Annotated in this window: 25 protein-coding genes; 20 read left to right on the top strand and 5 right to left on the bottom strand. The window is 70.4% G+C overall.

Going from position 1 to position 26056, the window contains the following annotated elements; translation table 11 throughout:
• Window positions 1-36 precede the first annotated feature (36 nt).
• Complete coding sequence (locus tag AB0M01_RS36110) at window positions 37-1068, top strand: hypothetical protein (protein ID WP_363677015.1); 1032 nt, start codon at window positions 37-39, stop codon at window positions 1066-1068.
• 237 nt (window positions 1069-1305) lie between these two features.
• A complete protein-coding gene (locus AB0M01_RS36105; RefSeq protein WP_363677014.1) occupies window positions 1306-2706 on the top strand; it encodes a fatty acid--CoA ligase family protein in 1401 nt (466 codons plus the stop codon).
• Here AB0M01_RS36105 and AB0M01_RS36100 read toward each other — a convergent pair.
• Window positions 2637-3263: a 4'-phosphopantetheinyl transferase superfamily protein gene (locus tag AB0M01_RS36100; protein WP_363677013.1), complete on the bottom strand. Its 627-nt coding sequence runs from the start codon at window positions 3261-3263 to the stop codon at window positions 2637-2639. The genes AB0M01_RS36105 and AB0M01_RS36100 overlap by 70 nt on opposite strands.
• Before the next feature lie 17 nt (window positions 3264-3280).
• Between AB0M01_RS36100 and AB0M01_RS36095 the strand changes: the two genes are divergently transcribed.
• The 13 genes from AB0M01_RS36095 (at window position 3281) to AB0M01_RS36035 (ending at window position 15543) form a co-directional block, all read left to right on the top strand.
• Window positions 3281-3535: an acyl carrier protein gene (locus tag AB0M01_RS36095; protein WP_363677012.1), complete on the top strand. Its 255-nt coding sequence runs from the start codon at window positions 3281-3283 to the stop codon at window positions 3533-3535.
• Window positions 3535-3768: an acyl carrier protein gene (locus tag AB0M01_RS36090; protein WP_363677011.1), complete on the top strand. Its 234-nt coding sequence runs from the start codon at window positions 3535-3537 to the stop codon at window positions 3766-3768. The genes AB0M01_RS36095 and AB0M01_RS36090 overlap by 1 nt, the downstream gene beginning before the upstream one ends.
• A 250-nt stretch (window positions 3769-4018) precedes the next feature.
• The gene (locus AB0M01_RS36085) at window positions 4019-4789 is read left to right on the top strand and encodes a beta-ketoacyl synthase N-terminal-like domain-containing protein (RefSeq protein ID WP_363677010.1); all 771 of its coding nucleotides are present in this window, start codon (window positions 4019-4021) and stop codon (window positions 4787-4789) included.
• Window positions 4786-5292, top strand: coding sequence for a beta-ketoacyl synthase chain length factor (locus AB0M01_RS36080; protein WP_363677009.1), 507 nt, complete (start codon window positions 4786-4788; stop codon window positions 5290-5292). Before AB0M01_RS36085 ends, AB0M01_RS36080 begins: the two co-directional genes overlap by 4 nt.
• Entirely contained in the window at window positions 5289-6875 is a 1587-nt protein-coding gene (locus AB0M01_RS36075; protein ID WP_363677007.1) for a class I adenylate-forming enzyme family protein, read from the top strand. Before AB0M01_RS36080 ends, AB0M01_RS36075 begins: the two co-directional genes overlap by 4 nt.
• Before the next feature lie 23 nt (window positions 6876-6898).
• Entirely contained in the window at window positions 6899-8131 is a 1233-nt protein-coding gene (locus AB0M01_RS36070; protein WP_363677005.1) for a beta-ketoacyl-[acyl-carrier-protein] synthase family protein, read from the top strand.
• A gap of 9 nt (window positions 8132-8140) precedes the next feature.
• Complete coding sequence (gene hppD / locus AB0M01_RS36065; RefSeq protein WP_363677003.1) at window positions 8141-9214, top strand: 4-hydroxyphenylpyruvate dioxygenase; 1074 nt, start codon at window positions 8141-8143, stop codon at window positions 9212-9214.
• Entirely contained in the window at window positions 9211-10119 is a 909-nt protein-coding gene (locus AB0M01_RS36060) for a phytanoyl-CoA dioxygenase family protein (protein ID WP_363677001.1), read from the top strand. The genes hppD and AB0M01_RS36060 overlap by 4 nt, the downstream gene beginning before the upstream one ends.
• Before the next feature lie 14 nt (window positions 10120-10133).
• Window positions 10134-10919 carry a DUF3050 domain-containing protein gene (locus AB0M01_RS36055; protein ID WP_363676999.1) on the top strand — a complete coding sequence of 262 codons (786 nt, stop codon included), beginning with the start codon at window positions 10134-10136 and terminating at the stop codon, window positions 10917-10919.
• A 1-nt stretch (window position 10920) separates the two neighbouring features.
• Entirely contained in the window at window positions 10921-11865 is a 945-nt protein-coding gene (locus AB0M01_RS36050) for a thiamine pyrophosphate-dependent dehydrogenase E1 component subunit alpha (protein WP_363676998.1), read from the top strand.
• Complete coding sequence (locus AB0M01_RS36045; protein WP_363676996.1) at window positions 11865-12833, top strand: transketolase C-terminal domain-containing protein; 969 nt, start codon at window positions 11865-11867, stop codon at window positions 12831-12833. Before AB0M01_RS36050 ends, AB0M01_RS36045 begins: the two co-directional genes overlap by 1 nt.
• Complete coding sequence (locus AB0M01_RS36040) at window positions 12830-14188, top strand: hypothetical protein (protein ID WP_363676995.1); 1359 nt, start codon at window positions 12830-12832, stop codon at window positions 14186-14188. Before AB0M01_RS36045 ends, AB0M01_RS36040 begins: the two co-directional genes overlap by 4 nt.
• Window positions 14179-15543 carry a hypothetical protein gene (locus AB0M01_RS36035; protein WP_363676994.1) on the top strand — a complete coding sequence of 455 codons (1365 nt, stop codon included), beginning with the start codon at window positions 14179-14181 and terminating at the stop codon, window positions 15541-15543. The genes AB0M01_RS36040 and AB0M01_RS36035 overlap by 10 nt, the downstream gene beginning before the upstream one ends.
• Here the strand turns inward: AB0M01_RS36035 and AB0M01_RS36030 are convergent, their stop codons facing one another.
• The 4 genes from AB0M01_RS36030 to AB0M01_RS36015 are packed head-to-tail and all read right to left on the bottom strand — an operon-like array spanning window position 15544 to window position 20040.
• A complete protein-coding gene (locus AB0M01_RS36030; RefSeq protein WP_363676993.1) occupies window positions 15544-16518 on the bottom strand; it encodes a methyltransferase in 975 nt (324 codons plus the stop codon).
• The gene (locus AB0M01_RS36025) at window positions 16515-17225 is read right to left on the bottom strand and encodes an SGNH/GDSL hydrolase family protein (RefSeq protein ID WP_363676992.1); all 711 of its coding nucleotides are present in this window, start codon (window positions 17223-17225) and stop codon (window positions 16515-16517) included. Before AB0M01_RS36025 ends, AB0M01_RS36030 begins: the two co-directional genes overlap by 4 nt.
• The gene (locus AB0M01_RS36020) at window positions 17222-18490 is read right to left on the bottom strand and encodes an MFS transporter (RefSeq protein ID WP_363676991.1); all 1269 of its coding nucleotides are present in this window, start codon (window positions 18488-18490) and stop codon (window positions 17222-17224) included. The genes AB0M01_RS36025 and AB0M01_RS36020 overlap by 4 nt, the downstream gene beginning before the upstream one ends.
• Window positions 18487-20040: an AMP-binding protein gene (locus AB0M01_RS36015; RefSeq protein ID WP_363676989.1), complete on the bottom strand. Its 1554-nt coding sequence runs from the start codon at window positions 20038-20040 to the stop codon at window positions 18487-18489. The genes AB0M01_RS36020 and AB0M01_RS36015 overlap by 4 nt, the downstream gene beginning before the upstream one ends.
• 195 nt (window positions 20041-20235) lie before the next feature.
• Here AB0M01_RS36015 and AB0M01_RS36010 point away from each other — a divergent pair, with 195 nt between their 5' ends.
• The 5 genes from AB0M01_RS36010 to AB0M01_RS35990 are packed head-to-tail and all read left to right on the top strand — an operon-like array spanning window position 20236 to window position 26013.
• Window positions 20236-21537 (top strand): SGNH/GDSL hydrolase family protein, encoded by a 1302-nt coding sequence (locus AB0M01_RS36010; RefSeq protein WP_363676988.1) that lies wholly within the window; start codon window positions 20236-20238, stop codon window positions 21535-21537.
• A gap of 6 nt (window positions 21538-21543) precedes the next feature.
• Window positions 21544-22791, top strand: a complete 1248-nt coding sequence (locus AB0M01_RS36005) for a cytochrome P450 (RefSeq protein ID WP_363676987.1) — start codon at window positions 21544-21546, stop codon at window positions 22789-22791.
• A gap of 1 nt (window position 22792) precedes the next feature.
• Window positions 22793-23707: an alpha/beta hydrolase gene (locus AB0M01_RS36000; RefSeq protein ID WP_363676986.1), complete on the top strand. Its 915-nt coding sequence runs from the start codon at window positions 22793-22795 to the stop codon at window positions 23705-23707.
• On the top strand, window positions 23700-24743 hold the full coding sequence (locus AB0M01_RS35995) for an alpha-hydroxy acid oxidase (protein ID WP_363676985.1): 1044 nt from the start codon (window positions 23700-23702) through the stop codon (window positions 24741-24743). Before AB0M01_RS36000 ends, AB0M01_RS35995 begins: the two co-directional genes overlap by 8 nt.
• Window positions 24736-26013, top strand: coding sequence for a PLP-dependent aminotransferase family protein (locus AB0M01_RS35990; RefSeq protein ID WP_363676984.1), 1278 nt, complete (start codon window positions 24736-24738; stop codon window positions 26011-26013). The genes AB0M01_RS35995 and AB0M01_RS35990 overlap by 8 nt, the downstream gene beginning before the upstream one ends.
• The last annotated feature ends 43 nt before the right edge of the window (window positions 26014-26056 follow it).

Genomic DNA, 26056 nt, shown 5'->3' with positions numbered 1-26056 from the left:
GGCTGGCCTGCTGCCGGGCTCCCTAGAGTGAATCGGGTGAGCACACCGGAGCGAGTGGACCAGCACGACGGCAGGGCGTTCGACGAGTGGTACGACGTGTTCAGCGTCGCCGCGGACGACGGGCGGCAGTACCCGGTGGGGTGGGCCCGGGAGGAGTTGCGCGTCAGTATGACCCGCGACGACGCCTACTGGGCGCGGGAGATCTGGGCGGTGCGCGACGAGGCGGGCGCGATCGCCGGGGCGATGCAGGTGGACGTGCCGCTCGCCGACAACACGTTCCGGCTGGGCGCGGTGATCGGCGTCCGGGCCGACGTACGGCGGCGTGGGTACGGGCGGGCTCTCGGGCAGCTGCTCGACCAGCGGGCGGCCGAGTTGGACCGGTCCGTGCTGGTGTCGCAGGTCGAGGTGCCGATCGAGGCGGCCGGGCCGACCGCTGGGCAGGCCTTCGCGACGTCGCTGGGTTTCGCTGCGGCGAACTTCGAGGTGCACCGGGTGCTGGAGCTGCCGCTCGCGGACGCCGTGCTGGACGGGCTGGCGGCGGAGGCTGCCGAGCGGCACTCGGCGTACGAGCTGCGCAGCTGGCGGGATCGTTGCCCCGACGACCTGGTGGACGCGTTCGCGGCGCTGCAGAGCATGTTCGTCCTGGAGGCGCCGCAGGGTGAGCTCGAGGTCGAGGCCGAGCGGTGGGACGAGGCGCGGATTCGGCAGGCCGAGGCCCAGAACGCCGCCCAGGCCCGGCACTCCTGGACCACGGTCGCGGTCGCGCCGGACGGGACGCTGGCCGGGCACACCGAGCTGGTCAGGAGCGAGCACGACGCCGGCAAGGTGTTCCAGTGGGGCACGCTGGTCGCGCCGGCGCACCGCGGCCACCGGCTCGGGTTGGGGCTCAAGGCCCGCAATCACCGCGAGCTGCAGCACGACCACCCCGAACCGCTGGTCGTGCACACCTGGAACGGCGAGCAGAACACCGCGATGAACGCGGTCAACGCCCAGCTCGGCTTCCGGCCGGTCGAGCGGCACGAGGAGTGGCAGAAATTTCTCGGGGAGCGGACCCTTGCCGAGCACTGAGGGCAGGGCAAAACCTAACCGGTAGATCTATTTTCTGTGGTTTGTTTGTCGATTCAATGTTTGCTTTCTGAGACGTTCTGCAGGGCCGAAACTGCAGGTCGCTTTCGGTAGTAGGGCTATCACTGTGGGTCTGTAGCGCACCCGTCACCCGGTGTCGTATCGTCACGGCATCGCCAGGCCTTGGTGGGGGTGCTGGTGCTTCGAATCCTTTGTACTCAAGGCGAACTCGGAGCCCTCATGACCATGGACGGTGCTGTCGTGGTGCCCGGAACCACTGTGGGCGCCCAGTGGGTCGACGATGTGCTGCTGGCCGGACCCGCCAGTGACGTGTGCTTCTCGCTGCCGACCCCGGTCGACCGCGGAATGCTGCGCCGGCTGGTCCGCGACCGGCAGGTGGAATTGGCCCAGTCCGGTTTACGGGCCGGCGGTGCCGCCGCATTGCGTTTACCACCGTCAATGGCCTTTGTGACGCATTTGCTGGCGGTCTGGCGCAGCGGCGGGCAGGCGATCCTGCTCGACCACCGGCTGACCGACTACGAGGTCCGGCGGGCGATCGAGCGGCTGGTCCCGCAGGTGGTGGTCCAGCCGCAGCGGCCGGTCCCGTCGGGGCTGCGCACGTTCGTCGACATCGACACCGACGTCGCGTCGTACTCCGGACATCCGGCCGGGACGTCGCACGCCGTCGTCCAGCTCAGCTCGGGGTCGACCGGGCCGTCGAAGGTGATCGGGCGGACCGCGGAGGACCTGGTCGAGGAGGTCTTGCGGTACACGCAGATCGACGGGGTTCCGGAACCGGGCGAGCGGATCATCCTGCTGCCCTCGATGGTGCACGTGCTCGGGCTGGTCGGTGGGCTGTTGTACGGGCTGCACGCCGGCGTCGAGCTGGTACCGCCCGCGCGGCTCACCGGGGACGCGATCCTGCACGCGATCGCGGGCGGGAAGAAGCCGGCGACCGTGCTCGGGGTGCCGTTCCACATCGGGCTGCTCGCCTCGGTGGAGGAACCGCCGTCGCTGCCGCAGTTCAAGCGGATGACCACCGGTGGAGAGCTGGTCCCGGCGTCGGTGTCGTCGGCGTTCGAGGACAAGTACGGCGTACCGCTGGGCAACATGTACGGGATGACCGAGGTCGGTGTCATCGGCACCGATCTGTTCGGGGCGCACCGGCCGCAGATCCGGCCGGCGCCGGGCATCGAGGTGCGCGCGGTCGACGGCGAGCTGCGGATCCGGCGGCCGGAGTCGCCGTACCTGGGGCTGTCGGACCCGGCGCGCTGGGCCGACGGGTGGTTGCACACCAAGGACGCCGGGGTTGTCGACGAGGCGACCGGGTTGGTGTCGATCCGGGGGCGGCTGGACTCGCAGGTGTCGGTGGGCGGGCTGAAGGTCGACCTGACCGAGGTCGAGTACACGCTGAACACGTTGCGCGGGGTGGAGTCGGCGGTCGTCGTGTACGACGGCGCGATCACGGCGTACGTGCAGCTGAACCAGCCGCGGGAGATCCCGTCGCTGGAGGCGGAGCTGGCGCAGCAGCTGGCGTCGTACAAGCGGCCGCGGGTGCTGCGGTTGCTGGATCAGATGCCGCGGACAACGACCGGGAAGCTGGTGCGGGATCTGACGGTGCTGCGCAAGGCGGTGCCGTGATGGAGCACGAGCTCACGCGCGACGGCTGGGAAGGCCACCGCGAGCACCACGTCGCCGGGGATGTGAACGACTGCCAGCTCGCGTTCGGTGGGGACTACTTGGGCGATCAGCGGCATTTGGTTGCTGCTGGTCAGCAGGTCGGCGGGCATTTTGCGGCTCAGGCCGCTGCCTCTCAGACCTCGGCCGAGGGCCTTGCCGACTGCTTCCTTGGCGGTCCACAGCTTCAGGAACGTCTCGGGGTCGTCGGTGTGCTCGGCGGGGGCGAACCAGCGGCGGGCCATCGCGCTGACCGGGAGGTCGCGGCGCAGCTCGGCGTCGATGCCGACCGGGCCGAGCCGCGTGGCCGCGACGGCGGCGACGCCGGTGGTGTGAGTGAGGGAGACGTGCAGACCGTCGACCGTGGGTTGGCCGGTGGCGGTGTGGTGCAGGGGGGCTGGGTGGCCGAGGGAGGCCGCGAGCTGCTCCACCAGCCGGTGGGCGGTCGCGCGGGGATCCTCGCCGGTCGTGGTCAGCCAGACGTGCACGGGCTCCGTCGGGGAGTCCGGGGGTTCATTCACAGGGAGAAGGTAACGCGATGAGGGACGAGGTTCGCGAGTTCGTGCTCGCGCAGCTGGTGGACATGAACTACGACGTCGAGGGCGTCGACGACAGCACGACGCTCGGCCCGGCCGGGGTGGACCTGGAGTCGCTCGCGCTGGCCGACCTGTCGGTGCGGGTCGAGGACCGGTTCGGGGTGCGCTTCTCCGACGACGAGTCCGAGCAGCTGGCGCTGATGACCGTCGGCGAGTTCACCACCGAGGTGGCCGGCCGGGTTGCGCAGCAGGTCTGATGAGCCAGACCGTCCCCCTCCCACCCGGTCGCGCGGAGATCGTCGACTGGCTCTCCGGCCTGGGCGAACGCCCACCCGGCAGCAACCGCATCGACTCGATGGAGCTGGCCTGGCTCGTCCACCAGATCGAGCAGCGTTACGCCGTCGAGCTGACCGACGACCAGCTGGACCGGATCAAGACGATCGACGACGCGGTCGCGGTGCTGGCGGAAGTGCTGAGCTCTCATGGGTGAGTCCCGGCCGGTGGCTGTCACGGGAATGGCTGTCATGAGTGCGTTGGGGCGTGGCCCTGAGGCTCAGTTGGCCGGGGCTTTGACGGGGGCTTCCGCGTTCGCCGACGTGTTGCGGTTCGACACGTCGGGGCGGCGGGTTGTGCGGGCGGCAACTGCCAGGGACGCCGGGGTGTTGGAGGAGGAACTACTTGAAGCCGTGGCTGGGGCCTGTGCGGGGTTGACGCCCGGACAGCGGGCGGGGGCGCCGCTGATGTTGGCGGTGCACAGCCGGGCCGACGTACGGGCGTTGGCTTCTCGTGCTGGACGGATCTACACGAGTGCCTGCGTCTCAGCCAGTACGGCGGTCGCCGACGCCGCCTCGCTGATCAGCCGGGGGCTGGTCGATCGCGTGGTGGTTGCCGCCGGCTACCTGGTCGAGCCGGATCAGTTCGCGTTGTTCGACGCGGGACGGGCGCTTGCTGACGACGGGGTCGTTCGGCCGTTCAGCCTCGGCCGGCGCGGGCTGCTGCTGGGCGACGGCGTCGCGGCCGTCGTACTGGAAGCCGGGGAGGGGATCGCGGAGATCGCCGGGTGGGGACGGGCGGGCGACGCCTACCACCCGTGCCGCCCCGATCCGGACGGGCGCGGTCTCGCGCGGGCGATGAAGTCCGCGCTGCAGAGGGCCGGGCTCCCGCCCGAGGTCGTCGGCTACCTCAACGCCAACGCGACCGGTACGACGTACAGCGACGCCTCCGAGGCCGCCGCGATCAACCGGGTGTTCGCGGCCGACGTACCGGTCAGCTCGACGAAGTCCGTGCACGGGCACGCGCTCGAGGCCTCCGGGCTGCTGGAGCTGGTCCTCACCATCCAGGCGCTGCGCGAGGGCAAGCTCCCGGTGACCGCCGGGTTCACGACGCCGGACCCGGACTGCGCGCTGGACGTGATCACCGTCGCCCCGCGACCCGCGGGGTCGGCGTACGGGATGACGCTGAACGCCGCCTTCGGGGGCGCCAACACCGCGCTGCTGGTGCGTGCTGCATGAACCTCACGCTCGGACTCCCGGACCCCGTCGTGGTCACTGCCAGTCACTGGCCGCAGCCGGGTGACGACGCCGTGGCAGGCCCGCCCGCGCTGCCGGGATTCGTCGGGTCGACGTTCAGCCCGATGGTCGCGGTCGTCGCCGAGCGCTGCTTCGCGCAGACCACGCCGCTGGAGAGCACGGGCATCGTCCTGGTCAGCCGCACCGGCGACCTGGACAGCGCCCAGCACGTCCACGAGTCCGTTGCCAATGGCAAGCGCATCGGGCCGCTCTACTTCTTCCAGTCCGTGCCGAACTCGGTTGCCGGGTACGTCGCCAGCCGGTTCGGGCTGCACGGTCCGGTGGTCTGCGTCAGTCCGTCGTCCGACCCGCACCGCACCGGTCTCGACGAGGCCGCGCTGCTGCTCGCCGACGGGGAAGCCGAGCAGGTCCTGATCGTCCTGGTCGAACAAGCAAGTACCGGCGACACAGCGGTCGCCCTGTTGGTGAGTGGGGGAGAACAGTGAAGAAGAGCCTCCGGGCCGAGCTGGCCGCGGATCCGTCCGTCGGCACCGGCAACGTGCTGGCCACCGTGATCGCACGCGGCGCCGACCTGAACGGGCCGGGCCTGACGTTCGACACCGCGGTCGACCACTTCCCGGCCGAGCACCCGCTCACGCTCGGCGAACTGGACGACCGGGTGCAGGCCCGGACGGCCTGGCTGCACGCGCACGGGATCGGCCGCCGCGACGTGGTCGCGATCTGGGCGACGGACGCGGCCGACATCGTGCTGAGCTTCCTCGCGCTGACCCGGGTCGGCGCGATCCCAGCGCTGCTGAACGGGAAGATGGCGCCGGAGATCGCCGAGGAGTACATCCGCCGGCTGCGGGTGAACGGAGTCCTCGCCGACGCCGCGCATCAGAAGTTGCTGGCAGGACCGTTCCTCGGCGCGCCGAAGGATCTGGGCAGCGGCGACCCGGCCAAGGCACCCGAGCACTACCGGCACCACCGCGACGACCCGGTCGTCATCACGCACACCAGCGGGACGACCGGCGTACCGAAGGCCGTGCTGCACACGCACACCACCTTGTATGCCGCCCTCAAGCACCTGCTGACGATGCCGCAGGCGCAGGGCACCGACAGGATCCTGAACGCACTGCCGATCCCGCACACCGCGACGATCCTGATGGTCAACCAGGTGCTCGGCAACCGCGCCGAGATGCTGCTGCTGTCCAGCCAGGACGCGCCGGTGGTGCTGGCGGCGATCGAGCGGTGGAAACCGCGCGGTGTCTACGGGTTCGCGGTGACGTGGGCGGGGCTGGCTCGCGAGGACCTCAGCCGGTACGCCGTGGAATCGGTGCGGATGTGGTTCAACACCGGCGACTGCGCGCACGAGCCGCACATCCGCAAGCTGGTCGCCGCCGGGTCACGGGAGACGGTGACGCGCGAGGGCCGGGTGCTGGTGCCGGGGTCGCACTTCGTCGACGGGCTCGGGTCGAGCGAGATGGGGCACAACGGGTTCCACGTCACGCACACGCCGGACAGCGAGCACTACGGGCGGTGCATCGGGAAGCCGTACCAGTTCGCGACGGCCGTCGTACTGGATGCCGAGGGCAACGAGCTGCCGGACGGTACGCCGGGGCTGCTCGGGTTCCGGTCGCCGTCGGTGTCGCCGGGGTACTGGAACGACTCGGTGAACACGTACCGGTTCCGGCTGAACGGGTGGTTCCTGACCGGGGACCTGGCCTATCGGGCAGCGAGTGGGAACTACTTCCACCTGGACCGGATTCCTGACGCGGTGGCCGGGTTCGACGGGCCGCAGCTGTACACGTCGATGTCCGAGGAGCGGATCCTGGCGGCGCTGCCGGAGGTGCAGGACTGCACGGTGATCGTGGTGCCCGAGGGCGATGGGTTCGTGACGGATGTGCTGCTGGAGTCGGACAGTGCTGGTGACTTCGAGGCGGCGGTCCGGACGGCTGTCGGTGAGGAGGTCGCGGGGACGATTCGCCGGGTGAGCGTTGTCGGGCGGGATGAAGTTCCGGTGACGGTGACCGGGAAGGTTCGGAAGGTGGCGCTTCGGGAGGACCGGCTTGCGGAGGTCGGACCGTGACGGGGGCCGGTACTCGGGGTGGGGTGACCATCACCGGGATGGGCCTGCTGACGCCCGTCGGGCGTGGGGTCGAGGAGGTCTTCGACGCCTTGCTGCACGGGCGTTCCGGGATCAGCCGGCCGCCGGAAGGACATCCGGTGGCGGGGTCTGTGGAGCTGGCTGGGTTCGTCGGCGAGGTGGACCCGGGCGACATCACCAAGGGCCCGGACGGGAAGGTGATGGACCGAACGGTGATCCTCGCGCAGCTGGCGGCTGAGGATGCTCTCAAAGATGCAGGACTCGTCGTGGGGGAGAACGTCGCCCCGGATCGGATCGGCGTCATCATCGGCGGTGTCGGCGGGATGGCGACGCTGGAGAACCAGGTGCTGGCGCGCGCCGAGCGGGGGCGGGCTGCTGTCAGTCCCTACCTGCTGACCGGAATCCTGCCCAACATGCCCGCCGCCCGGGTCGCCATCCGGTTCGGCTTCCGCGGCTACACCAGTTCGGTCGGTACGGCGTGCGCCTCCGGGGCGCAGGCGATCGCCGACGCGGTGCGGCTGATCCGGGCCGGCGAGGCGGACGTCGTACTGGCCGGAGCGAGCGAGGCGCCGCTGTTCCCGACGTTCGCGGAGACCTTCGCGAACGCCAGAGCGCTGGCGCGCGGCTGGGATGACCCGACGCAGGCCAGCCGGCCGTTCGACCTGCGGCGCAACGGGTTCGTGCTCTCCGAGGGCGCCGGGCTGCTGGTACTGGAGAGCGCCGAGCACGCCCGGGCGCGCGGCGCTCGCGGGTACGCCGACCTCGCCGGGTACGGCGTCAACTCCGACGCCCACCACCCAACGGCGCCACGTCCGGACGGCACCGGTGCGGCCGCCTGCATGCGGGCGGCGCTTGCCAACGGCAACATTCAGCCGGAGCTGGTCGGTTACGTGAACGCCCACGGGACCAGCACGAAACTCGGCGACGTCGCCGAGGCCACCGCGATCGGACTGGTCTTCGGCGCGGCACAACCCGCGGTCAGCTCCACCAAGGCGCTGACCGGCCACCTGCTCGGCACCTCCGGCGTGGTCGAGGCCGCCGCGAGTGCGCTCGCCGTCCAGCGGGGGCTGCTGCCCCCGACGTACAACCTCGACGACCCGGACCCGGCATGCCCGCTGGACCACGTCCGGAAGGAACCGCGCGCCGCGCGGCCGCGGTACGCGCTGTCGAACTCGTTCGGGTTCGGCGGCCAGAACGTGAGCCTGCTGCTCGGTGCGCCGAGCACAGAAACCGAGTGAGGGGATGGGATGGAGATCTACGGGATCGACCATGTGGAGCTGTACGTCGGTGACGCGAAGCAGGCGGCGTTCTACCTGACGCACGCCTTCGGTCTGCAGGTGCACGGTCACGGGGGGCCGGAGACCGGGCTCGACGGGCAGCGGTCGCTGCTGCTGCGGGAGAGCGCGGTGCAGATCGTGCTCACCTCGGGACTGTCCTCGGAGCACCCGGCGGCCGAGTACGTGCAGCGGCACGGGGACGGGGTCGCGGTGGTCGGCCTGGAGGTCGACAACGCGGCGGTCGCCTACACCGAGCTGCTGGGCCGCGGTGCGGAGTCGGTCGCCGAGCCCACGACGTACACCGACGAGCAGGAGACCACCGTCGTGGTCGCGGAGGTCGCGGGCTTCGGTGACGTGATCCACCGGCTGGTCGAGCGGCACGGGCCGCGGCGCGAGTTCCTGCCCGGCGCGTACCAGATCAGCGAGCCGTCGGACGGACCCGACGAGAAGCTGTTCAGCGAGATCGACCACCTGGCGATCTGCGTGCCGTCGGGGCAGCTGAAGCCGACCGTGGACTTCTACGAGCACGTCTTCGGGTTCCTGCCGATCTTCGACGAGTACATCGAGGTGGCAGGCCAGGGGATGGAGTCGACGGTCGTCCAGAGCCCGTCGAAGCACGTCACGTTCACGCTGATCGAGCCCGACCCGAACCGCCGGCCGGGGCAGATCAACGACTTCCTGACCTGGCACGCGGGCGCCGGCGTACAGCACATCGCCTTGCGGACCAGCGACATCGTCGAGGCGGTCGGCACGCTCGCCGAGCGCGGGGTCAACTTCCTCGCGTCGCCGTCGACGTACTACCAGGCCCTGCCGGACCGGGTCGGTGAGGTCGAGACGCCGATCGAGGACCTGGAGAAGCTCGGCATCCTGGTCGACCGCGACCACTGGGGCCAGCTGCTGCAGATCTTCACCGAGTCGATGCACGTCCGCCGGACGCTGTTCCTGGAGATCATCGAGCGGCGCGGCGCGATGACGTTCGGCAGCGGCAACATCAAGGCGCTCTACGAGGCCAAGGAGCGCGATCTGCAGGGAGTCGAGGTATGAGCACGCTGGAGTTCCGGCTGTCCGAGGAGGAGGTCGCGCTGCTGCCGACCGACGAGGACGTTGCCTTCTACAACGAGCACGGCTGGTACCTGTCCAAGAAGCTGCTCACCGACGACGAGACCGACGAGCTGGTCAACGCCAGCGAGCGGTACTACGCCGGCGAGCGGGACCGGACGCTGCCCACGGCGCCGCCGAAGCTGGCGTACTGGGACCCGTCGAAGGGTGACGTGCAGCGGCACAACGACTACGTGCACTACGAGCACGACGGGCTGGCCAAGATCCTGCGCAAGCCGCTGATCGGCGCGGTCGCGGCCCGGCTGGCCCAGGTCGACGAGATCCGGATCTTCCAGTCGACGCTGATCTACAAGCCACCGATCTCCGGTGAGCCGTCGAACATCGTGCCCTGGCACTTCGACAAGCACTACTGGTCGTCGTCGTCCTCGGACCGGATGCTGACCGCGTTCATCCCGTTCCACGACTGCCCGCCCGAGATGGGCACGATCACGATGGTCGACGGCAGCCACCGGTGGCAGGAGATCGGCGCCAACGACACCGTGGTCCGGCACTTCGCCGAGCGGGACCGCTCCGAGCTGGACGAGATGCTCGCCGAGAACGCCGCGCACAACGGCGTCGAGGTGGTCAAGATCCCGATCACCATTCCGCGCGGGCACATGAACTTCCACCACTGCCGGACCTACCACGGCTCGGGCGCGAACGTCAGCGACCGCCCACGCCGCGCGATCTCCCTGCACCTGCAGGACGGCGGCAACTCCTACCGGGAGTTCCCGCTCAGCGACGGATCCCTGGCGGCGTACAACCACGACGCCGTCGTCCGCCGCACCTCCGACGGGCGGCCCGACTACGCCGACCCGGACTTCTGCCCCACCCTCTGGGCCGACCGCTAACCAAGGAGCACATCATGTCTCGTTACGACTGGGGTCAGACCCACCCGGGGATCGAACGGCTGGAGAAGGCCGTCGGCGAGGCCCGCGACATCGTCGTCCAGCACCCGCTGTACGGGAGCCTGGACACGCACGAGTCGCTGGTCACGTTCATGGAGCACCACGTCTTCGCGGTCTGGGACTTCATGTCTCTGCTCAAGTCGCTGCAGCGCGAGCTGACCTGCGTCACGGTGCCGTGGGTGCCGACGGCGTACCCGGGCAGCCGGCGGCTGATCAACGACATCGTCATGGTCGAGGAGTCCGACGAGCTCGACGGCGGGTTCATCAGCCACTTCGAGCTGTACGTGAACGGGATGGAGGAGGCCGGCGCCGACACCACGGCGATCAACCGGCTGGTCGAGCTGCTCCGCGAGGGCGGGCCGGTGATCGAGTCGCTGCACGCGGCCGGCGTACCGCAGGCGTCGATCGACTTCGCCGGGACCACCTGGCAGATCATCGAGCAAGCACCCGTGCACTGCCAGGCGGCGGCGTTCGCGTTCGGCCGCGAGGACCTGATCCCGGACATGTTCACCCAGGTGGTCGCGGTGAACGAGCGGTCGAAGAAGCTGAACACGTTCGTCGACTACCTGGAGCGGCACATCGAGGTGGACGGCGAGTTCCACACCCCGATGGCGATGCAGATGGTCGCCGACCTGTGCGGTGACGACGACACCAAGTGGGACCAGTGCGCGGACACCATCAACACCGCGCTGGCCGCCCGCGCCCGGCTCTGGGACGCCATCCACACGGCGATCAAGGGCTGACATGACCGCCAGGGATCTCTACCGGACCGTGCGTTTGATCCGGCGCTTCGAGGAACGGGCGATGGAGTTCGTCCGGTCCGGGGAGATCGTCGGCGGCATCCACCCGTACGTCGGGCAGGAGGCGATCGCCGCGGGAGTCTGCGCGGCGCTGCGTCCGGACGACGTGATCACCAGCACCCACCGCGGGCACGGCCACGTGCTCGCCAAGGGTGCGGACCCGGCCCGGATGCTCGCCGAGCTGATGGGCCGGGAGACCGGGCTGAACCGGGGGCGCGGCGGCTCGATGCACGCGGCCGACTTCGGCCTCGGCATCCTCGGCGCGAACGCGATCGTCGGCGCCGCCGGGTCGATCGCGACCGGCGCCGCGTGGGCGTACCGGCGGCAGGGCAAGGACGTCGTCGCCGCGAGCTTCTTCGGTGACGGCGCCATGAACGAGGGGATGCTGCTGGAGGCCTTCAACCTGGCCGCGCTGTGGCGCGTTCCGGTGGTCTTCGTCTGCGAGAACAACGGGTACGCCACCACGATGCCGGTGGCGTCGGCGGTCGCGGGCAGCATCACCGGCCGGGCCCAGGCGTTCGGGATGCCGGCCTTCACCGTCGACGGCCAGGACCCGGAGAAGGTGCTCGCGGCAACGACTGCCGCGGTCGCCCGGGCCCGGGCCGGGCGCGGTCCGACGTTCCTGGAGTGCACGACGTACCGGTTCGACGCGCACCACACGTTCGAGCACCGGACCAGGCTGAACTACCGCAGTACCGACGAGCTCTCGACTGGGCGGTCGCGGGACCCAGTGGAGATCCAGGGCGCACGGCTGGCTGCCGGGGAACGGGCAGCCGTGGAGGCCGAGATCGAGGCCCTGCTCGACGCGGCGGCCGGGTTCGCGATGGGTTCGGCCCATCCCGACCCGGCTGCCGCTCTCGAGTTCCTGTACGCGGGGGTGCGGCCCTGATGCCGAAACTCTCCTACCTGAAGGCGCTGAACCGGGCCCTCGGCGACGAGCTGGCCGCCGACGAGTCGGTGTTCGTGCTCGGCGAGGACGTCCGGGTGGCGGCCTCGAACCTGACCGCCGGGTTGTTCGACCGGTTCGGTCCCGAGCGGGTGCTGGACACCCCGCTGTCCGAGCAGGCGTTCACGAACTTCGCCACCGGTGCGGCGCTGGCCGGGCTGCGGCCGGTGATCGAGTTCCAGATCCCGTCGCTGCTGTTCCTGGTCTTCGAGCAGATCGTGAACCAGGCGCACAAGTTCTCGCTGATGACCGGTGGGCAGTGTCGCGTCCCGGTCACGTACGTCGTCACCGGGTCGGGGTCGCGGACCGGGTGGGCGGGGCAGCACTCGGACCATCCGTACAACCTGTTCGCGCACGTGGGGGTGAAGACGGTGGTGCCGTCGTCGCCAGGTGACGCCTACGGGCTGCTGCGGTCGGCGATCCGGGATGACGATCCGGTGGTGGTCTTCGCGCCGGCTGGTGCCTTGGGGATTCGGGAGGATGTCGAGTTCGCCGACTTGAAGGCGGTGGGGCTCGGGAGCGGGCAGGTGGTGCGGGAGGGGAGCGATGTGACTGTCGTTGCTCTCGGCCACTTGGTGCAGGAGGCGCTGGTGGTGGCCGACGAACTGCCGGGGCGGGTGGAGGTCTTCGACCCGCGGACGGTCTACCCGTTCGACGTCGACGGGCTGGCCGCGTCGGTGGCGAAGACCCGGCGGCTGGTGGTCGTCGACGACTCGAACCGGACCAGCGGCTTCGGCGCCGAGGTGCTGGCGATCGCGGCCGAGCGGTTCGCGCTCGACGTGCCGCCACGCCGGGTGACCCGGCCGGACGGCGCGGTGCTGCCGTTCGCGCTCGGGCTCGATCGCGCGGTGCAACCCGGCCGGGACCACCTGGTGGCCGCGGTGCACGCCGTACTGGAGGGGGAACGATGACTGCACGACCGTCGGCGGCTGAGCTGTGGCCGGAGCTGCCGGAACCGGTCCGGGCGAAACTACTTGCCTACGGCCACAAGTACGCGGAGCAGGTCTACGACGACGTGGCCCTGCAGAACCAGAACTGGATCCCGCTGCGGTCGCCGGTCGCCACGCACGCGGCGTACGCGGAGATGAACCGGGTCACCCAGCAGGTGTCGCGGCTCGTCCTGGAGTGCTGCCGGCGCCGGGCCCGGACGGCGGGCGAGCTGCGCAAGGTGCTCGGTGTGGCCGAGGGCCGGATCCAGCTGCTCGACGACAACGAGCCGCTGACCGGGCGGCTGATCAACGCGATCCGCTCCGACCTGCTGCTGGAGCGCGGCGTCCCGCGGATGGTCGAGTGCAACGTGGAGAGCGCGCTCGGTGGGGTCCTGGACGCCGACGGTGTGATCAAGCGGTGGATGGACGTGTACGTCGGCGAGCAGATGTTCCGCGACCTGAAGGCCGCGGCGCCGCCGTCGGCGGTGGACGCGCGGTTCGACGCGATCCGGGCCGACGTCGGCGCTGGCAAGGTGACCGCGATGCTGTTCACCGCGGGCGGCGGCTACCCGGGCGCGGACCGGCCGAACTACATGATCAACCGGCTGCAGCCGTTCGCCGACCGCGGCCGTGAGCTGGGGGTCGACCTGGTCGTCTACCCGATCGAGTGGCTCGAGCAGGACGCGGACGGGCGCCTGGTCGCTGGGGAGCTGACGCTGGACGCGGTCTGGCGGATGTACGTCCCGACGTACGTGAACGACAGTCCGGGGCTGGCCGCCGTCCACGCCGCTCATCACGCCGGGACGGTTCGCACGTACCTGCCGAGCGCGGTGTGGCTGCTCAGCAACAAGACGATCTTCGCCTGGCTGTGGGAGGACGTCGACAGCCTGCCCGCGGAGGACGCCGAGGTGATCCGGGCGCACATCCCGCGGACCTGGGTCTACGGGCCGGAGCTGCGGCAGCGCGCGATCGACCACCGGGAGCGGCTGGTCCTCAAGCCGACCGACGACTACGGCGGGCACGGGGTGTTCATCGGTCCGCTCACCTCGGACGAGGACTGGGTGGCCGCGCTCGACGCGGCGACCGGGCCGCACATCGTCCAGGAGCTGATCGAGGCCGACCCGCTGACCATGCAGTTCCTGCAGCCGGCCACCGGCGACGTGGTCGAGGCCGATGTCTCGTACTGCGTCTCGACGTACCTGTTCGACCGGATTCCCGCGGGGGTCTTCACCCGCTTCTCGCCACCCGGAGCCGGTGGCGTCGTGAACCTCACCCAGGGCGCGCTGACCGGCGGTCTGCTGCTCGTGGACGAAACGGAGCTGAACCGATGGACCTGAGCTACGACTGGCGGGCCGAGCCGTTCGACGCCTGGGAGAAGGTGCCGGCGGCAACCCGCGAGAAGGTGATCGCCGCCGGCAACGAGGACTGGAAGCGCGTCTTCGACCGGGTCCTCACCTTCAACCGGGACTGGCGGCCGCTGCGCCCCGTGCTGATCGACCGCACCCGGTACGACGAACTCGGCCGCGTCATGGACCGGCTGCTCGGACTCGTCCTGCAGACCGCGCTGCGCCGGGCCACCACCGCCGGTGAGCTGCGCAAGCTGCTCGGCACCCCGGACGGCCTGATCGAGTACCTGGACGACGACGAGCCGCTCGGCGAGCACCTGCTGCAGTCCGGCCGGCCGGATGTGCTGATCAGCGACGGGATCCCGAAGTTCGTCGAGTTCAACATCGGCAGCGAGGTGGGCTGCGTCTGGGACACCGAGGGCGTCTCGACCCGGTTCCTGCAGATGTGGCGCACCCACGGGCTGGACTCGCTGCTCGCGGTCGACGCGCCGCCGTCGCCGGTCGACCAGCGCTACCGCGCGATCGTCGACCTGCTCGGGCTGGAGCCGGGCAGCCGGCTGACGATGGTGCTGCGGACCGAGGGCGAGTACCCCGGCAGCGACAACATCCCCGCGATCCTCAAGCTGCTCGACCCGTTCATCGAGCGCGGCCGGGCGTTCGGGCTCGACGTCGACGTGGCGCCGGTGCACTGGCTGGCGAGCGACGACGAGGGCCGGCTGGTCAACCAGGGCCGGCTGGTCGAGTCGGTGTTCCGGCTCTTCGTCTGCACCGACATGCCGCAGAACCCGGGCCAGGCCGCGCTCAAGGCGGCGGTCGCGTCCGGGCAGTCGAAGCTGTTCACCTCGTCCGCGGGCTGGCTGCTGGCGAACAAGCTGCTGCTGGCCTGGCTGTGGGACGACTTCGACCTGCTGCCGGCCGACGACCAGGAGGCGGTCCGGCGGCACGTGCCGTGGAGCCGGGTGATGACGCCCGAGCTGGTCGAGATGGCCACCGAGCGGCAGGCCGAGCTCGTGCTCAAGCCGGCCGACGAGTACGGCGGTTCCGGCGTACTGGTCGGGCACGAGTGCCCGGTCGAGGAGTGGCGGGCCGGGCTGGCGGAGGCTGTGTCGGGCACCGGGTCGTACCTGCTGCAGGACTACGTGCGGCCGGACCGGCTGACGATGGACTTCGTCAACGTGCAGACGGGCGAGCAGCTGCAGGCCGACGTCCCGTACTCGGTCGGGCAGTACACGTTCGGGCGGCAGGCCGCCGGGTGCTTCCTGCGGGTCGGGTCGCACGAGCACGGCGAGGTCCTCAACCTGAAGCGGGCCGTGCACGTGACCGGCCCGCTGCTGGTCGAACCGTGATCAGGCTGTGTACTCGAGCGCGCGGGGTCCAGCCGGCGGGGTGTGGATGCCGGTCCGGCGCAGGCCGGCGGCGGCCGCCAGTTCGTCGTACTGGGCGAGCGTGCGTTCGCGGCCGTGTCCGAGCACCAGCACGATCAGGTCCATCGTCGTGAAGGCCGCCTGATGGGTGTCGGCCGCCTCGGCGACGAAGACCGAGCCGCCGGGCCGCAGCGCCCGGCGGCAGCGGGAGAGCACGTCGACGGCCTGGTCGTCCTCGAACGAGTGCAGCAGCATCCGGAGCAGAAAGGCGTCGGCGGTGGGCAGCTCCAGCTGGAGCACGTCACCGGACAGGATGTCGCAGCGGCCGGTCAGGCCGGCCTGCTCGAAGCGCTGGCGGGCGCTGTCCACGCTGGTCGGCAGCTCGACCAGGGTGCCGTGCATCTGGGGAGTGGCGGCGAGGATCGCGGCCAGCTGGACGCCGGTGCCGCCGCCGACGTCGACCAAGTGCTCGAAGCGGCTCCACTCGATCGCCCGGACCAGCAGGACGGACTCGTTGCGGGTGTTGGCGGCCATCAGCTGGTCGTACGACGCCGCGGCGACCGGGTCGAGGCTGGTCTTGTTGGCGGCCTGGACCGGGCCACCACGCCGTACGACGCCGAGCAGGTCCAGGTGGGCCTGGTCCATGGTGGCGCCGTACCCGTCCTGGTCCAGCCAGCGGCGGGCGGCGCTGGGGTCGTCGTCGAGCAGCCAGCGGGCCGTCTCGCCGAGCGCGAAGCGGTCGCCGTCGAGGGCCTCGAAGATGCCGCGGGCGGCCAGGTAGCGCAGGACCCGCCCGAGAGCGTCGGGGTCCGCGCCGGTGGCGACGGCGAGTTCTTTCAGTTCTTTTGGTTCGGCCGCCAGCTGATCGGCGATGCGAAGAGTCGCGACGGTCCGTAGTGCCATCGGGGTGACCAGGTCGGTCATCGCCCAGAATTCGAGCAGTCCGAGCTGTGTCATTCCTGGCCTCCTCGTGCTGAATTGTTCCGTGGGTATTTCCGCGTGCCCAGAATGCGAATTGTCTCGGCCGCGGCAATTGCGTCGCTGCGGGCATTTCCGTGCCGCCCGTCGCTGGAATACAGGCCGGGGTCGGTGGACAACGGGTGCGTGGTCAGGTGCACGTGGATCGTGCCGTGCTGTTCCGCCAGCTTTCGGGTGCGCTCGGACAGCTCGCGCATGCGCTGGTGCAGGCCCGGGCGGAGCCAGCCCTGGATCGCCGGGCTGGCCGAGACGTCGAACATGCCGAGCGTGAGGACGTCGGCGCCGGCGGTCTGGAGCGCGGTGATCATCGCTGCGAGCTCGCGGTCGACGCGGTCGGCGTCGTACCGGGCGCTGAAGGCGTCGTTGCCGCCGCCGACGACGAGGGCCAGGTCGGGCTGGAAGCCCAGCGCTGGTTCGAGCTGGGTGGCGTGGATCTCGTGGGCGCGGAGGCCGCTGACGCCGAGGTTGAGGTACTCCAGCTGGGGCGCTGCGGCGGTGAGTTCGGCGGCCAGGCGGTCGGCCCACTGGAGCTTGCTGTAGCCGTCGAGCGGCTCGCAGAGGCCCTCGGCGACGCTGTCGCCCAGTACGACGAAGCGGCGCCACGGATGGTCGGCCAGCAGCTCGGCGCTCTCGCCCGGCTTGAGGCAGTAGGGGTCGGTGTCCTCGGTCAGCCTGTGGTCGGTCAAGCGGGCTCCTGGGTCTTGGCGGCCCCGAACTGCGGGCTGGAGTCGGGGCGGCGGTACAGCTGGACGACGGGGATGAGGGTGGCGAGCAGGAAGAGGCCGCCGGAGAACAGGAGGGCCGGCCGCAGGCCGAGCGCCGCGGCGCTCCAGCCACCGAGCAGGCTGCCCACGGGGATCCCGGCGAAGGTCAGTGCGCCGATCACGCCGAACACGCGCGTCTGCAGCGCGGCGGGGACCCGCTCGAAGAGGGTGGCGCCGATGACCGGGTTGAGGGACGCGTTGGCGATCCCGCAGAGGAAGCTGACCGAGACGACGAGCCAGACGGTGTCCGACAGGCCCATCGTCAGGAGGCGGGGTGCACCGCCGATGAGCGCGCCGATGACGAACGCGCGGTACGGCGGGATGCGGTCGGCGTACACGGTGAAGATGACGTTGCCGAGGAGCGCGCCGCCGGCGAAGCCGCCGAAGAGCAGGCCGAGGACGACCGGGGTGCCGACCACTTCCTCGACCCAGAGCGGCGTGTAGACGGTCGCGCTGGCCTGGCCGAAGACGTTGATCGCGAAGGTCATCAGCATCATGCCGATCAGCACCCGGTCTCCGCGCAGGAAGCTGAAGCCACCCCGCAGAGCCGTCCAGTAGGGCTCGGTCGGGGTCTTGTCCTGAGGAGCGGTCTCTTCCGGAAGGTGGACCATCGTCGCGATGATGGCGGCGCACGCTGCGAACGTGAACGCGTCGGCCCACAGCGCGCCGTGGGTGCCGAGCCAGGCGATCAGCAGACCCCCGAGGGGTGCACCGACCAGCGTGGAGGCTCGGCTGAGGCCCTCGTACAGGCTGGTGATGCGCAGCATCGAGACGTCGCACTGCTCGGCGAGCGGGCGGAGCATCACGTGCTTCACCCGGTCGCCGATACCGCGCAGGGAGCCGCCGACGGCGACCAGCAGCGCGAGCTCGAGGAACGACGTGCCGGGGAGGACGATGATCGCGATCAGCGCGAGCGCACTGCCGGTGTCGGCGATGATCGACGTCCGGCGATGGCCGAGGCGGTCGGCGACGGGTGCGGCGAGGACGCCGGTGAGCGCGTACGGGAGCATCTCGCAGGCGGCGATCACGCCCATCTTCGCGGCGCTGCCGGTCGAGGTCAGCACCAGCCAGGGGATCGCGACCGCCGACACCCGGGTGCCCAGCGCGGACAGGATGTCCGCGGTGAACAGGCTGATCAGAGCGCCCCGGGGCGACGGCCGCAGCGAGCGCCGGCCGGGCTCGCTCATGGCGTACGCCGGGCGCGCAGCGCGACCTTGTCGACTTTGTGGGCCGAGGTCAGCGGCAGCTCGTCGAGCAGCTCGATCGTCCGCGGCACCCACATGTCGTTGAACTCGCCGCGGACGACTTCCTGCAGCTCGGCCTCGTCCACGACAGCCCCGGCGTACGCGACGACGTACGCGTGCGGGACCTCCCCGAACTCCGCGTCCGGCACCCCGATCACCGCCGCCGCCCGCACCCCCGGCTGCGCCGCCAGCAGGTCCTCGATCGGCCGGCAGTACACGTTCCAGTTGCTCGCCCCGGTGACGATCGTGTCCTGCACGCGGTCGACGACGTACAGGTACCCGTCGGCGTCCAGGTAGCCCAGGTCGCCGGTCCGCACCCAGCCGTCCACGATCGCTCGCTCGGTCAGGTCCGGCCGCCCCCAGTAGCCCGCGAAGCGGAGCTTGCTGGTCGCGTAGATCTCCCCGGTCTCACCCGCGGCGAGTGCCTGCCCGTCAGCGCCTCGGATCTCCACCTGCACATCGCCGTACGGCGTACCCGACGACCGCAGCCGCTCCGGATGCTCCGGGTCCTCGGTCAGCCCCGGCTGCGCCGTCACGACGATGACCTCGCTCAGCCCGTACACGATCCGCAGCACCGGCCCGAACCGCGCGATCGCCTGCCGCAGCCGCGACGGCGCCGCCGGCCCCGCACCGACGTTGAGCATGAACATGCTGCTCACGTCGGTCGTGGCCAGGTCCGGGTGGTCCAGCAGCTGGTAGAGCAGCGGCGGCGACACGTACGTCGAGTTGATCCGCTCCCGCTCGATCGTCGCCAGCGCGCGCCCGGCGTCCCACTGGTCCTCGACGTACAGCACGCCGCCCTGGAACAGGTTGAAGAAGCTGGTGATCTGGCCGCTCGCGAACGCCATCGGCGAGTGCGACAGGTGCCGCAGCACCGGCAGCCCGGCGGCCAGGTAGTCCGCGGCCAGGGTCAGGATCTGCTCGTAGAACGCCTGCCGGTGGTGCACCAGCTTCGGCTCGCCGGTGGTGCCGCTGGTCTGCAGGCAGGTGGCGGGCTCGGCGTCGTCGTACTCGGCGGTGAAGCTCCCGGACGGCGGCCGCAGCAGGTCCGGCCCGAGCCCACCAGGACCCAGGCAGTGCACCGGTACGCCGAGCTGAACGGCCAGCCGCTCGCCCAGCACCGCCTTGGTGCTCGCGTCGTACACGAACACGTCCGGCTGGGACAGCCGCGCGAACGCCTCGATCTCACGCCGCCCGGCGATCGGCGCGATCCACATGCTCCGCGCACCGACCAGGTGAAGCGCCAGCTGGAGCGCCGGCAGTTCGAGCGTGTTCCCGGCCAGCACGAGCACGCCGGTGCCCGCACCGATGCCGCGCTCCTGCAGCGTCGCCGCCAGGTCGAGCACCTGGGCGCGCAGCTCGGCGTAGCTGAGCCGGCGGTCGCCGGCCACGATCGCCGGCCGGTCGCCGTAGCTCGCGAACAGGCCGAGCGCGGTCACCACGTACGAATCGGAATGCTCCAGGTTTTCGCCCACCACGAGATCGACCGACATGGCACCCCACCCTTCTCGATCCGGGCAGGATCGTACGTCCGGAATTACCCGGCGACCAGGTTTCGGGTGAATTCAAGTGGGCGATTAAAAGTCTCCGTTGACGCGCTGAGTTTCCGGAACTAGGTTTCGGACACCGCCACTCGCGCCGGGTATTTCTTGCCCGCGCGCGCTTCAACCCAATGGGGGGTTGTTCCAATGCGCATTTCCAGTACCGTCCGATCGGCCGCGCTCGCCGCGGCCGTCTCGCTCGCCGGGTCGGCGCTGGTGTTCACGGGCTCCGAGGCCCAGAGCACCAGTGCGTCGTCCGGCCACCAGGGGAGCAAGACGACGTGGGTCGGCAGTTGGTCGGCCGGCATCACCAAGCCCGAGACCGCCGGCTTCAGCGCCACCGGCCTGACCGACCAGAGCGCCCGGTACGTCGTCCGCCCGTCGGTGGGCGGCGACAAGGTCCGGATCCGGTTCACCAACATCTACGGCGACCGGCCGGTCCAGATCGGCGCCGCGACCGTGGCCAGGGCCAACGCGGCCACCCCGGCGATGTCCGACCTCGATCCGGCCACCAAGCGCACGCTGACCTTCGGCGGCAAGACCACCGCCAGCATCAACAAGGGCGCCGAGCTGCTCAGCGACCCGGTCAACCTGCGGATCCCGGACCTGGCGACGCTGGTGATCAGCGTCTACTACCCGACCGCGACCGGCCCGACCACCTGGCACGCGCAGACGTTCCAGGAGAACTACTACGGCCCGGGCAACCTGACCAACGAGACCGGCGGTACGGCGTACACGACGACCCGGGCGTGCTGCTGGACGTTCCTGGCCGGCGTCGACGTGCAGACCGACGAGGCCGACGGCGCGGTCGTCGTGCTCGGTGACTCGATCGCCGAGGGCGTCGGCAGTACGGCGAACGCCAACAACCGCTGGTCCGACCAGCTCGCCGAGCGGCTGGCCGCCGACCACCGCCGCGGCAACGCCGGTGTCCTGAACGTCGGCCTGTCCGGCAACCGGCTGACCCGCGACGGCACCGACCCGATCCTGGGCACGCCCGGGTTCGAGCAGCTCGGACTGAACGCGCTGGCCCGGCTGAACGAGGACGTGCTGGCCCAGACCCGGCCGAAGACGGTGATCACCCACCTGGGGATCAACGACCTGTGGATGGACGGCGTCTCGTCCGAGCAGATCATCGCGTCGCTGCAGCAGATCAACGCGCAGCTGAAGGAGCGCGGAATCCGCAGCCTCGGGGCCACCATCACGCCGTACGAGGGCTTCACCACGCCCGGCGGCTGGACCGCGGAGAAGGAGGCGAACCGGCAGGCGGTGAACTCCTGGCTGCGCAACTCGCACACCTTCGACGGGGTGATCGACTTCGACAAGGTGGTCCGCGACCCCGCGGCTCCGACCAAGCTGAACGCCGCCTTCGACTCCGGCGACCACATCCACATGAACGACGCCGGCTACCAGGCGATGGCGAACTCGATCCCCCTGCAGCTGGTCCGGTGAGTTGAGATGACCACCGCCGCCCAGGTGCTGCAAGGACTGTTCAGCGCAGAAGGTCTCGAGGACCCCTACCGGTACTACACCGAACTGCGCCGGCACGGTCCGGTGTCCCTCATCGGGGGCACCAGCCCCTACGCGGCGGTGGTCACCGGGTACGACGCGGTGAACCAGGTGCTGCGCGACCCGCGGATCCGGGTCACCGACGACGCGTTCAGCGACTCGCACGGTGGGTCCGCGTGGCGCGGGCACCCAGTGCTCGCCGCGCTCAACAACTCGATGATGTACAGCAACGGCGACCAGCACACGCGGGCCCGGAAGCTGTTCCAGCAGGTCTTCACCCCGCGCCGGGTGCAGGAGCTGGAGCCGGCGATGACCGGCCAGATCGAGGCCCTGATGGACGGTCTGGCGGCGCGGCTGGCGACGGACGGGGAGGTGGACTTCATGGCGGAGTTCGCCTACCTGCTGCCCAGCAGCGTGGTCGCGGCGCTGCTCGGCATTCCGGCCGAGGACCTGGAGTGGTTCCGGCCGCGGGTGCAGCGGATCAACGAGTTCCTGGACGTGACGGGTAAGACCGCCGAGGTGCTTGCGCGGGCCGGCGAGGCGACGGTCGAGCTGAGCGAGTACTACCACCGGTTGATCGCCGTACGGCGTGCGGAACCGGCCGACGACCTGATCAGCCGGTTGGTCGCGGCCGACCACGAGGTGTCGGACGAGGAACTGGTCTGCAACCTGCTGGTGCTCTTCAACGCGAGCTTCGTGACGACGATCCACCTGCTGGGCAACGGGATGTCGCTGCTGCTCGACCGGCCGGAGCTGCGGTCGTGCCCGGCGGAGCCGTTCGTCGAGGAGGTGCTGCGGTACGAGGCGCCGGTGCAGTTCGTGGCCCGGTACGCCGACGACGTGATCGAGGTCGCCGGGGTGACGGTGCCACCGAAGGAGGTCCTGCTGATCGTGCTCGGGGCGGCCAACCGGGACCCGGCGAGCTTCGCCGATCCGGAGCGGTTCGATCCGTGCCGGTTCGCGCCGGACTCGCGGACCTGTACGGCTGAGCGACGGGCTGCTTCGGTCGGAGCGCGGCCGTTGAGTTTCGGTGCCGGCCCGCACTACTGCCTCGGGGCCTCGCTGGCCCGGGCAGAGGCTCGGCTGGCGTTTCCCCTGCTGCTGCAGCGTTTCCCAGGCCTGCGGAAGGCGCGACCTGCGGTGCGCTACCCCCAGCAGTTCCTGCGTGGCTACGAGTCGATGCCAGTGGAGGTCTGAGATGCCCCTTGATCCCCAGGTCGAGGCGATGCGGGCGCAGCGCGCGGCCGACGACGTACCGCAGCTGTACACGCAGACCCTCGCCGAGGCGCGCGCCGCCGATCTCGCGTCGATCCAGGCGGTCGGCGGTGAGGTCGAGCCGGTGCACTCGGTCGAGGACGTGTTCGTCGACTCGCTGGGTTTGCCGCTGCGGATCTACCGCCCGGCCGGCGAAGGGCCGATGCCCACGCTCGTGTACTTCTTCGGCGGCGGGTGGACCCTGGGCAGCATCGAGACGGCGGACGGGATCTGCCGGCGCCTGGTGAACGCCGCTGGGTGCCAGGTGATCACCGTGGGATACCGGCTCGCGCCGGAGCATCCGTTCCCGACAGCGGTCCACGACTGCCACCGCGCGACCGTGTGGATCGCGGCGGCGCCGTTCGTCGGTTCGGTGGTAGTCGGCGGAGACAGTGCCGGAGGCAACCTCGCGGCCGCGGTGACATTGCTTGCCCGCGACAACGGTCCTGCGCTGGCCGGCCAGTTGCTCGTCTACCCGAACACGCTGTACGGGTCGGACACCGCGTCGATGCGCGCGGGCGACGACCCGTACCTGTTCAACCGCACGTCGGTGAACTGGTACTGGCAGCACTACCTGTCGGACCCTGCCCAGGGCGCTGATCCGTTGGCGTCGCCCATGCTCGCACCGTCGCACGCCGGGCTCCCGCCTGCGCTGGTGATCACCGCCGAGTACGACCCGCTGCGCGACGAGGGCGAGTTCTACGCGGAGAAGCTGTACGCCGCGGGGGTGCCGACGACCTTGTCGCGGTACGACGGGATGGTGCACGGGTTCTTCGCGATGTCGGGGGCGCTGGACGGTGGAAAGCGCGCGATCGCGGAGGCGGCGGAGTGGTTGCGGAAGACCTTCAGTGATGGTTGATGCGCTGAGGGACTACGAGCAACTTGCTGTTGATCGGTTGGCTCAACCAGTTGCCGACTTCATCGCCGGTGGCAGCGGCGACGAGCTGACGCTCCGCGCCAACCGCCGCGCGCTCGACCGGGTGCAGCTTGTACCTCGGGTCCTGGCGGGGGTGGAGGCCGCTGTGACAATCGACCGGTTGGTTGGTTCGGCGGCGGCGATGCCGGTTGCAGTGGCGCCGATGGCGTACCAGCGGTTGGTGCATCCCGAGGGGGAGCTGGAGCTGGCGCGGGCGGCCGCGGCGGCAGGCGTGCCGTACGTGATCTCCACGTTGAGCAGCGTGCCGTTGGAGAAGATCCCGGGCGACTGCTGGTTCCAGCTGTACTGGCTGCGCGACCGCGGGGTCGTCGAGTCGCTGGTCGAGCGGGCTGTCGCCGCGGGGTGCTCGGCGTTGGTGGTGACCGTGGACGTGCCGGTGATGGGGCGCCGGTTGCGCGACGTACGGAACGCGTTCGCGCTGCCGGAGGGGATCGTCGCGGCGAACCTGGAGACGACCAGACAGGCCCACACCGCCGTGCCCGGGCTCTCCGCGGTCGCGGCGCACACGGCCTCAGCCTTCTCGCCGACGGTCTCTTGGGCCGACCTGGAATGGTTGCGGTCGAGATGCGACCTTCCGCTGGTGGTGAAGGGAATCCTCGACCCGCGCGACGCCCGACGAGCAGCCGCGATCGGCGCCGAGGCGGTGGTCGTGTCCAACCACGGCGGGCGGCAGCTCGACGGCGCTGTCGCCTCGATCGACGCGCTGGTCGATGTGGTGGGCAACGACATCGACGTCCTGCTCGACAGCGGGATCCGCAGCGGCACCGACGTACTCAAAGCCCTCGCGCTCGGCGCGAGCGGCGTACTGATCGGAAGACCGTTGCTCTGGGCACTCGCCGTGGACGCCTGCGACGAAGCCTTCGGCCTGCTGCGCCGCGAGCTGACCGACGCGATGCTGCTCGCCGGCTGCGCGGATCTGCAGGCCGTCAAGGAACTGAGCTGGAGGAACGATGGCTGACCTCGATCTGACCGACCTGCACGGCGCGCTCACCGACCGCGCGCTGAACTCGATGAACTTCCTCAACGAGGTCGCCCAGCACTACCCCGACGCGATCTCGCTGGCCGCCGGCCGACCGGCCGAGGAGTTCTACGCGGTCGAGGACCTGCACTCCTACCTCGACACGTTCTGCGCGTACCTGCGCGACGAGCTCGGGTACGACGAGGCGGCGGTGCGGCGGACGGTCTTCCAGTACGGGCGGACGAAGGGCATCGTGCACCGGCTGGTCGCGCGCAACCTGCTCGCCGACGAGGGGATCACGGTCGACCCCGAGGCGCTGGTGGTGACGGTCGGCTGCCAGGAGGCGATGGTCCTTGCCCTCCGCGCCCTGCGCAAGGACTCGAACGATGTGCTGCTCGCCGTAGCCCCGACGTACGTGGGGATCACCGGCGCGGCCCGACTCCTCGACCTCCCGGTGCTGCCTGTTGCTGGGGGCAACGATGGGATCGACCTGGAGGACCTGGTCGCTGTCATGAAATCCGCTCGCGCCGAGGGCCTCCGTCCCCGGGCCTGCTACGTGATGCCCGACTTCGCGAACCCGTCCGGCCTCAGCCTCGACCTGGAGACCCGGCAGCGGTTGCTGGAGATCGCCGCCGCCGAAGACCTCCTGCTCCTCGAGGACAACCCGTACGGGCTGTTCCCTGCCGAGGGCGTCGAACGCCTCCCCACCCTCAAAGCCCTCGACACCAACCGCCGCGTCATCTATCTCGGATCCTTCGCCAAGACCGCCCTCCCCGGCGCCCGCGTCGGCTACGTCGTCGCCGACCAGCTCGTCGCCCACCCCGACGGCACCACGACCCTGCTCGCCGACGAGCTCTCCAAGATCAAGAGCATGCTCACCGTCAACACCTCCGCGATCGGCCAGGCCATCATCGGCGGCAAACTCCTCCAGCACGACTGCAGCCTGATCGAGGCCAACCGCCGCGAGCAGGCGACGTACGCCACGAACTTGAAGGCACTGACCGACGGCCTGACCGACCGCTTCCCGGACGGCGAGGTCACCTGGAACGTACCGATGGGCGGCTTCTTCCTGGTCGTCACCGTCCCGTTCCCCGTCGACGACACCCTCCTGGCCAAGTCAGCCCAGGACTACGGCGTCCTCTGGACCCCGATGAGCCACTTCTACGACAAGCCGGTCCAGGCCCTGCGGTTGTCGTGCAGCTCGGTCCGCCCCGAGGAGATCACCCCCGCCCTCGACCGCCTAGCCGCCCTGATCCGCGACCAGCTCTGACCGCCCAACCACTTGGACCGGTACCGAACGACAGGACGTGTCC

Source organism: Kribbella sp. NPDC051770 (assembly GCF_040681455.1).
In the GTDB taxonomy this organism is placed as follows: Bacteria; Actinomycetota; Actinomycetes; order Propionibacteriales; family Kribbellaceae; genus Kribbella.
The sequence above is the reverse complement of the archived record's forward strand: the minus strand, read 5'-3'. Positions and strand labels throughout refer to the sequence as shown.

Coding starts and splice junctions, on each gene's coding strand:
- AB0M01_RS36015 (WP_363676989.1), bottom strand. CDS start 20,040: ATGTCGGTCGATCTCGTGGTGGGCGAAAACCTGGAGCATTCCGATTCG.
- hppD (WP_363677003.1), top strand. CDS start 8,141: ATGGAGATCTACGGGATCGACCATGTGGAGCTGTACGTCGGTGACGCG.
- AB0M01_RS36055 (WP_363676999.1), top strand. CDS start 10,134: ATGTCTCGTTACGACTGGGGTCAGACCCACCCGGGGATCGAACGGCTG.
- AB0M01_RS36005 (WP_363676987.1), top strand. CDS start 21,544: ATGACCACCGCCGCCCAGGTGCTGCAAGGACTGTTCAGCGCAGAAGGT.
- AB0M01_RS36050 (WP_363676998.1), top strand. CDS start 10,921: ATGACCGCCAGGGATCTCTACCGGACCGTGCGTTTGATCCGGCGCTTC.
- AB0M01_RS36035 (WP_363676994.1), top strand. CDS start 14,179: ATGGACCTGAGCTACGACTGGCGGGCCGAGCCGTTCGACGCCTGGGAG.
- AB0M01_RS36030 (WP_363676993.1), bottom strand. CDS start 16,518: ATGACACAGCTCGGACTGCTCGAATTCTGGGCGATGACCGACCTGGTC.
- AB0M01_RS35995 (WP_363676985.1), top strand. CDS start 23,700: ATGGTTGATGCGCTGAGGGACTACGAGCAACTTGCTGTTGATCGGTTG.
- AB0M01_RS36080 (WP_363677009.1), top strand. CDS start 4,786: ATGAACCTCACGCTCGGACTCCCGGACCCCGTCGTGGTCACTGCCAGT.
- AB0M01_RS36040 (WP_363676995.1), top strand. CDS start 12,830: ATGACTGCACGACCGTCGGCGGCTGAGCTGTGGCCGGAGCTGCCGGAA.
- AB0M01_RS36090 (WP_363677011.1), top strand. CDS start 3,535: ATGAGCCAGACCGTCCCCCTCCCACCCGGTCGCGCGGAGATCGTCGAC.
- AB0M01_RS36020 (WP_363676991.1), bottom strand. CDS start 18,490: ATGAGCGAGCCCGGCCGGCGCTCGCTGCGGCCGTCGCCCCGGGGCGCT.
- AB0M01_RS36095 (WP_363677012.1), top strand. CDS start 3,281: ATGAGGGACGAGGTTCGCGAGTTCGTGCTCGCGCAGCTGGTGGACATG.
- AB0M01_RS36105 (WP_363677014.1), top strand. CDS start 1,306: ATGACCATGGACGGTGCTGTCGTGGTGCCCGGAACCACTGTGGGCGCC.
- AB0M01_RS36060 (WP_363677001.1), top strand. CDS start 9,211: ATGAGCACGCTGGAGTTCCGGCTGTCCGAGGAGGAGGTCGCGCTGCTG.
- AB0M01_RS36010 (WP_363676988.1), top strand. CDS start 20,236: ATGCGCATTTCCAGTACCGTCCGATCGGCCGCGCTCGCCGCGGCCGTC.
- AB0M01_RS36045 (WP_363676996.1), top strand. CDS start 11,865: ATGCCGAAACTCTCCTACCTGAAGGCGCTGAACCGGGCCCTCGGCGAC.
- AB0M01_RS35990 (WP_363676984.1), top strand. CDS start 24,736: ATGGCTGACCTCGATCTGACCGACCTGCACGGCGCGCTCACCGACCGC.
- AB0M01_RS36000 (WP_363676986.1), top strand. CDS start 22,793: ATGCCCCTTGATCCCCAGGTCGAGGCGATGCGGGCGCAGCGCGCGGCC.
- AB0M01_RS36085 (WP_363677010.1), top strand. CDS start 4,019: ATGTTGGCGGTGCACAGCCGGGCCGACGTACGGGCGTTGGCTTCTCGT.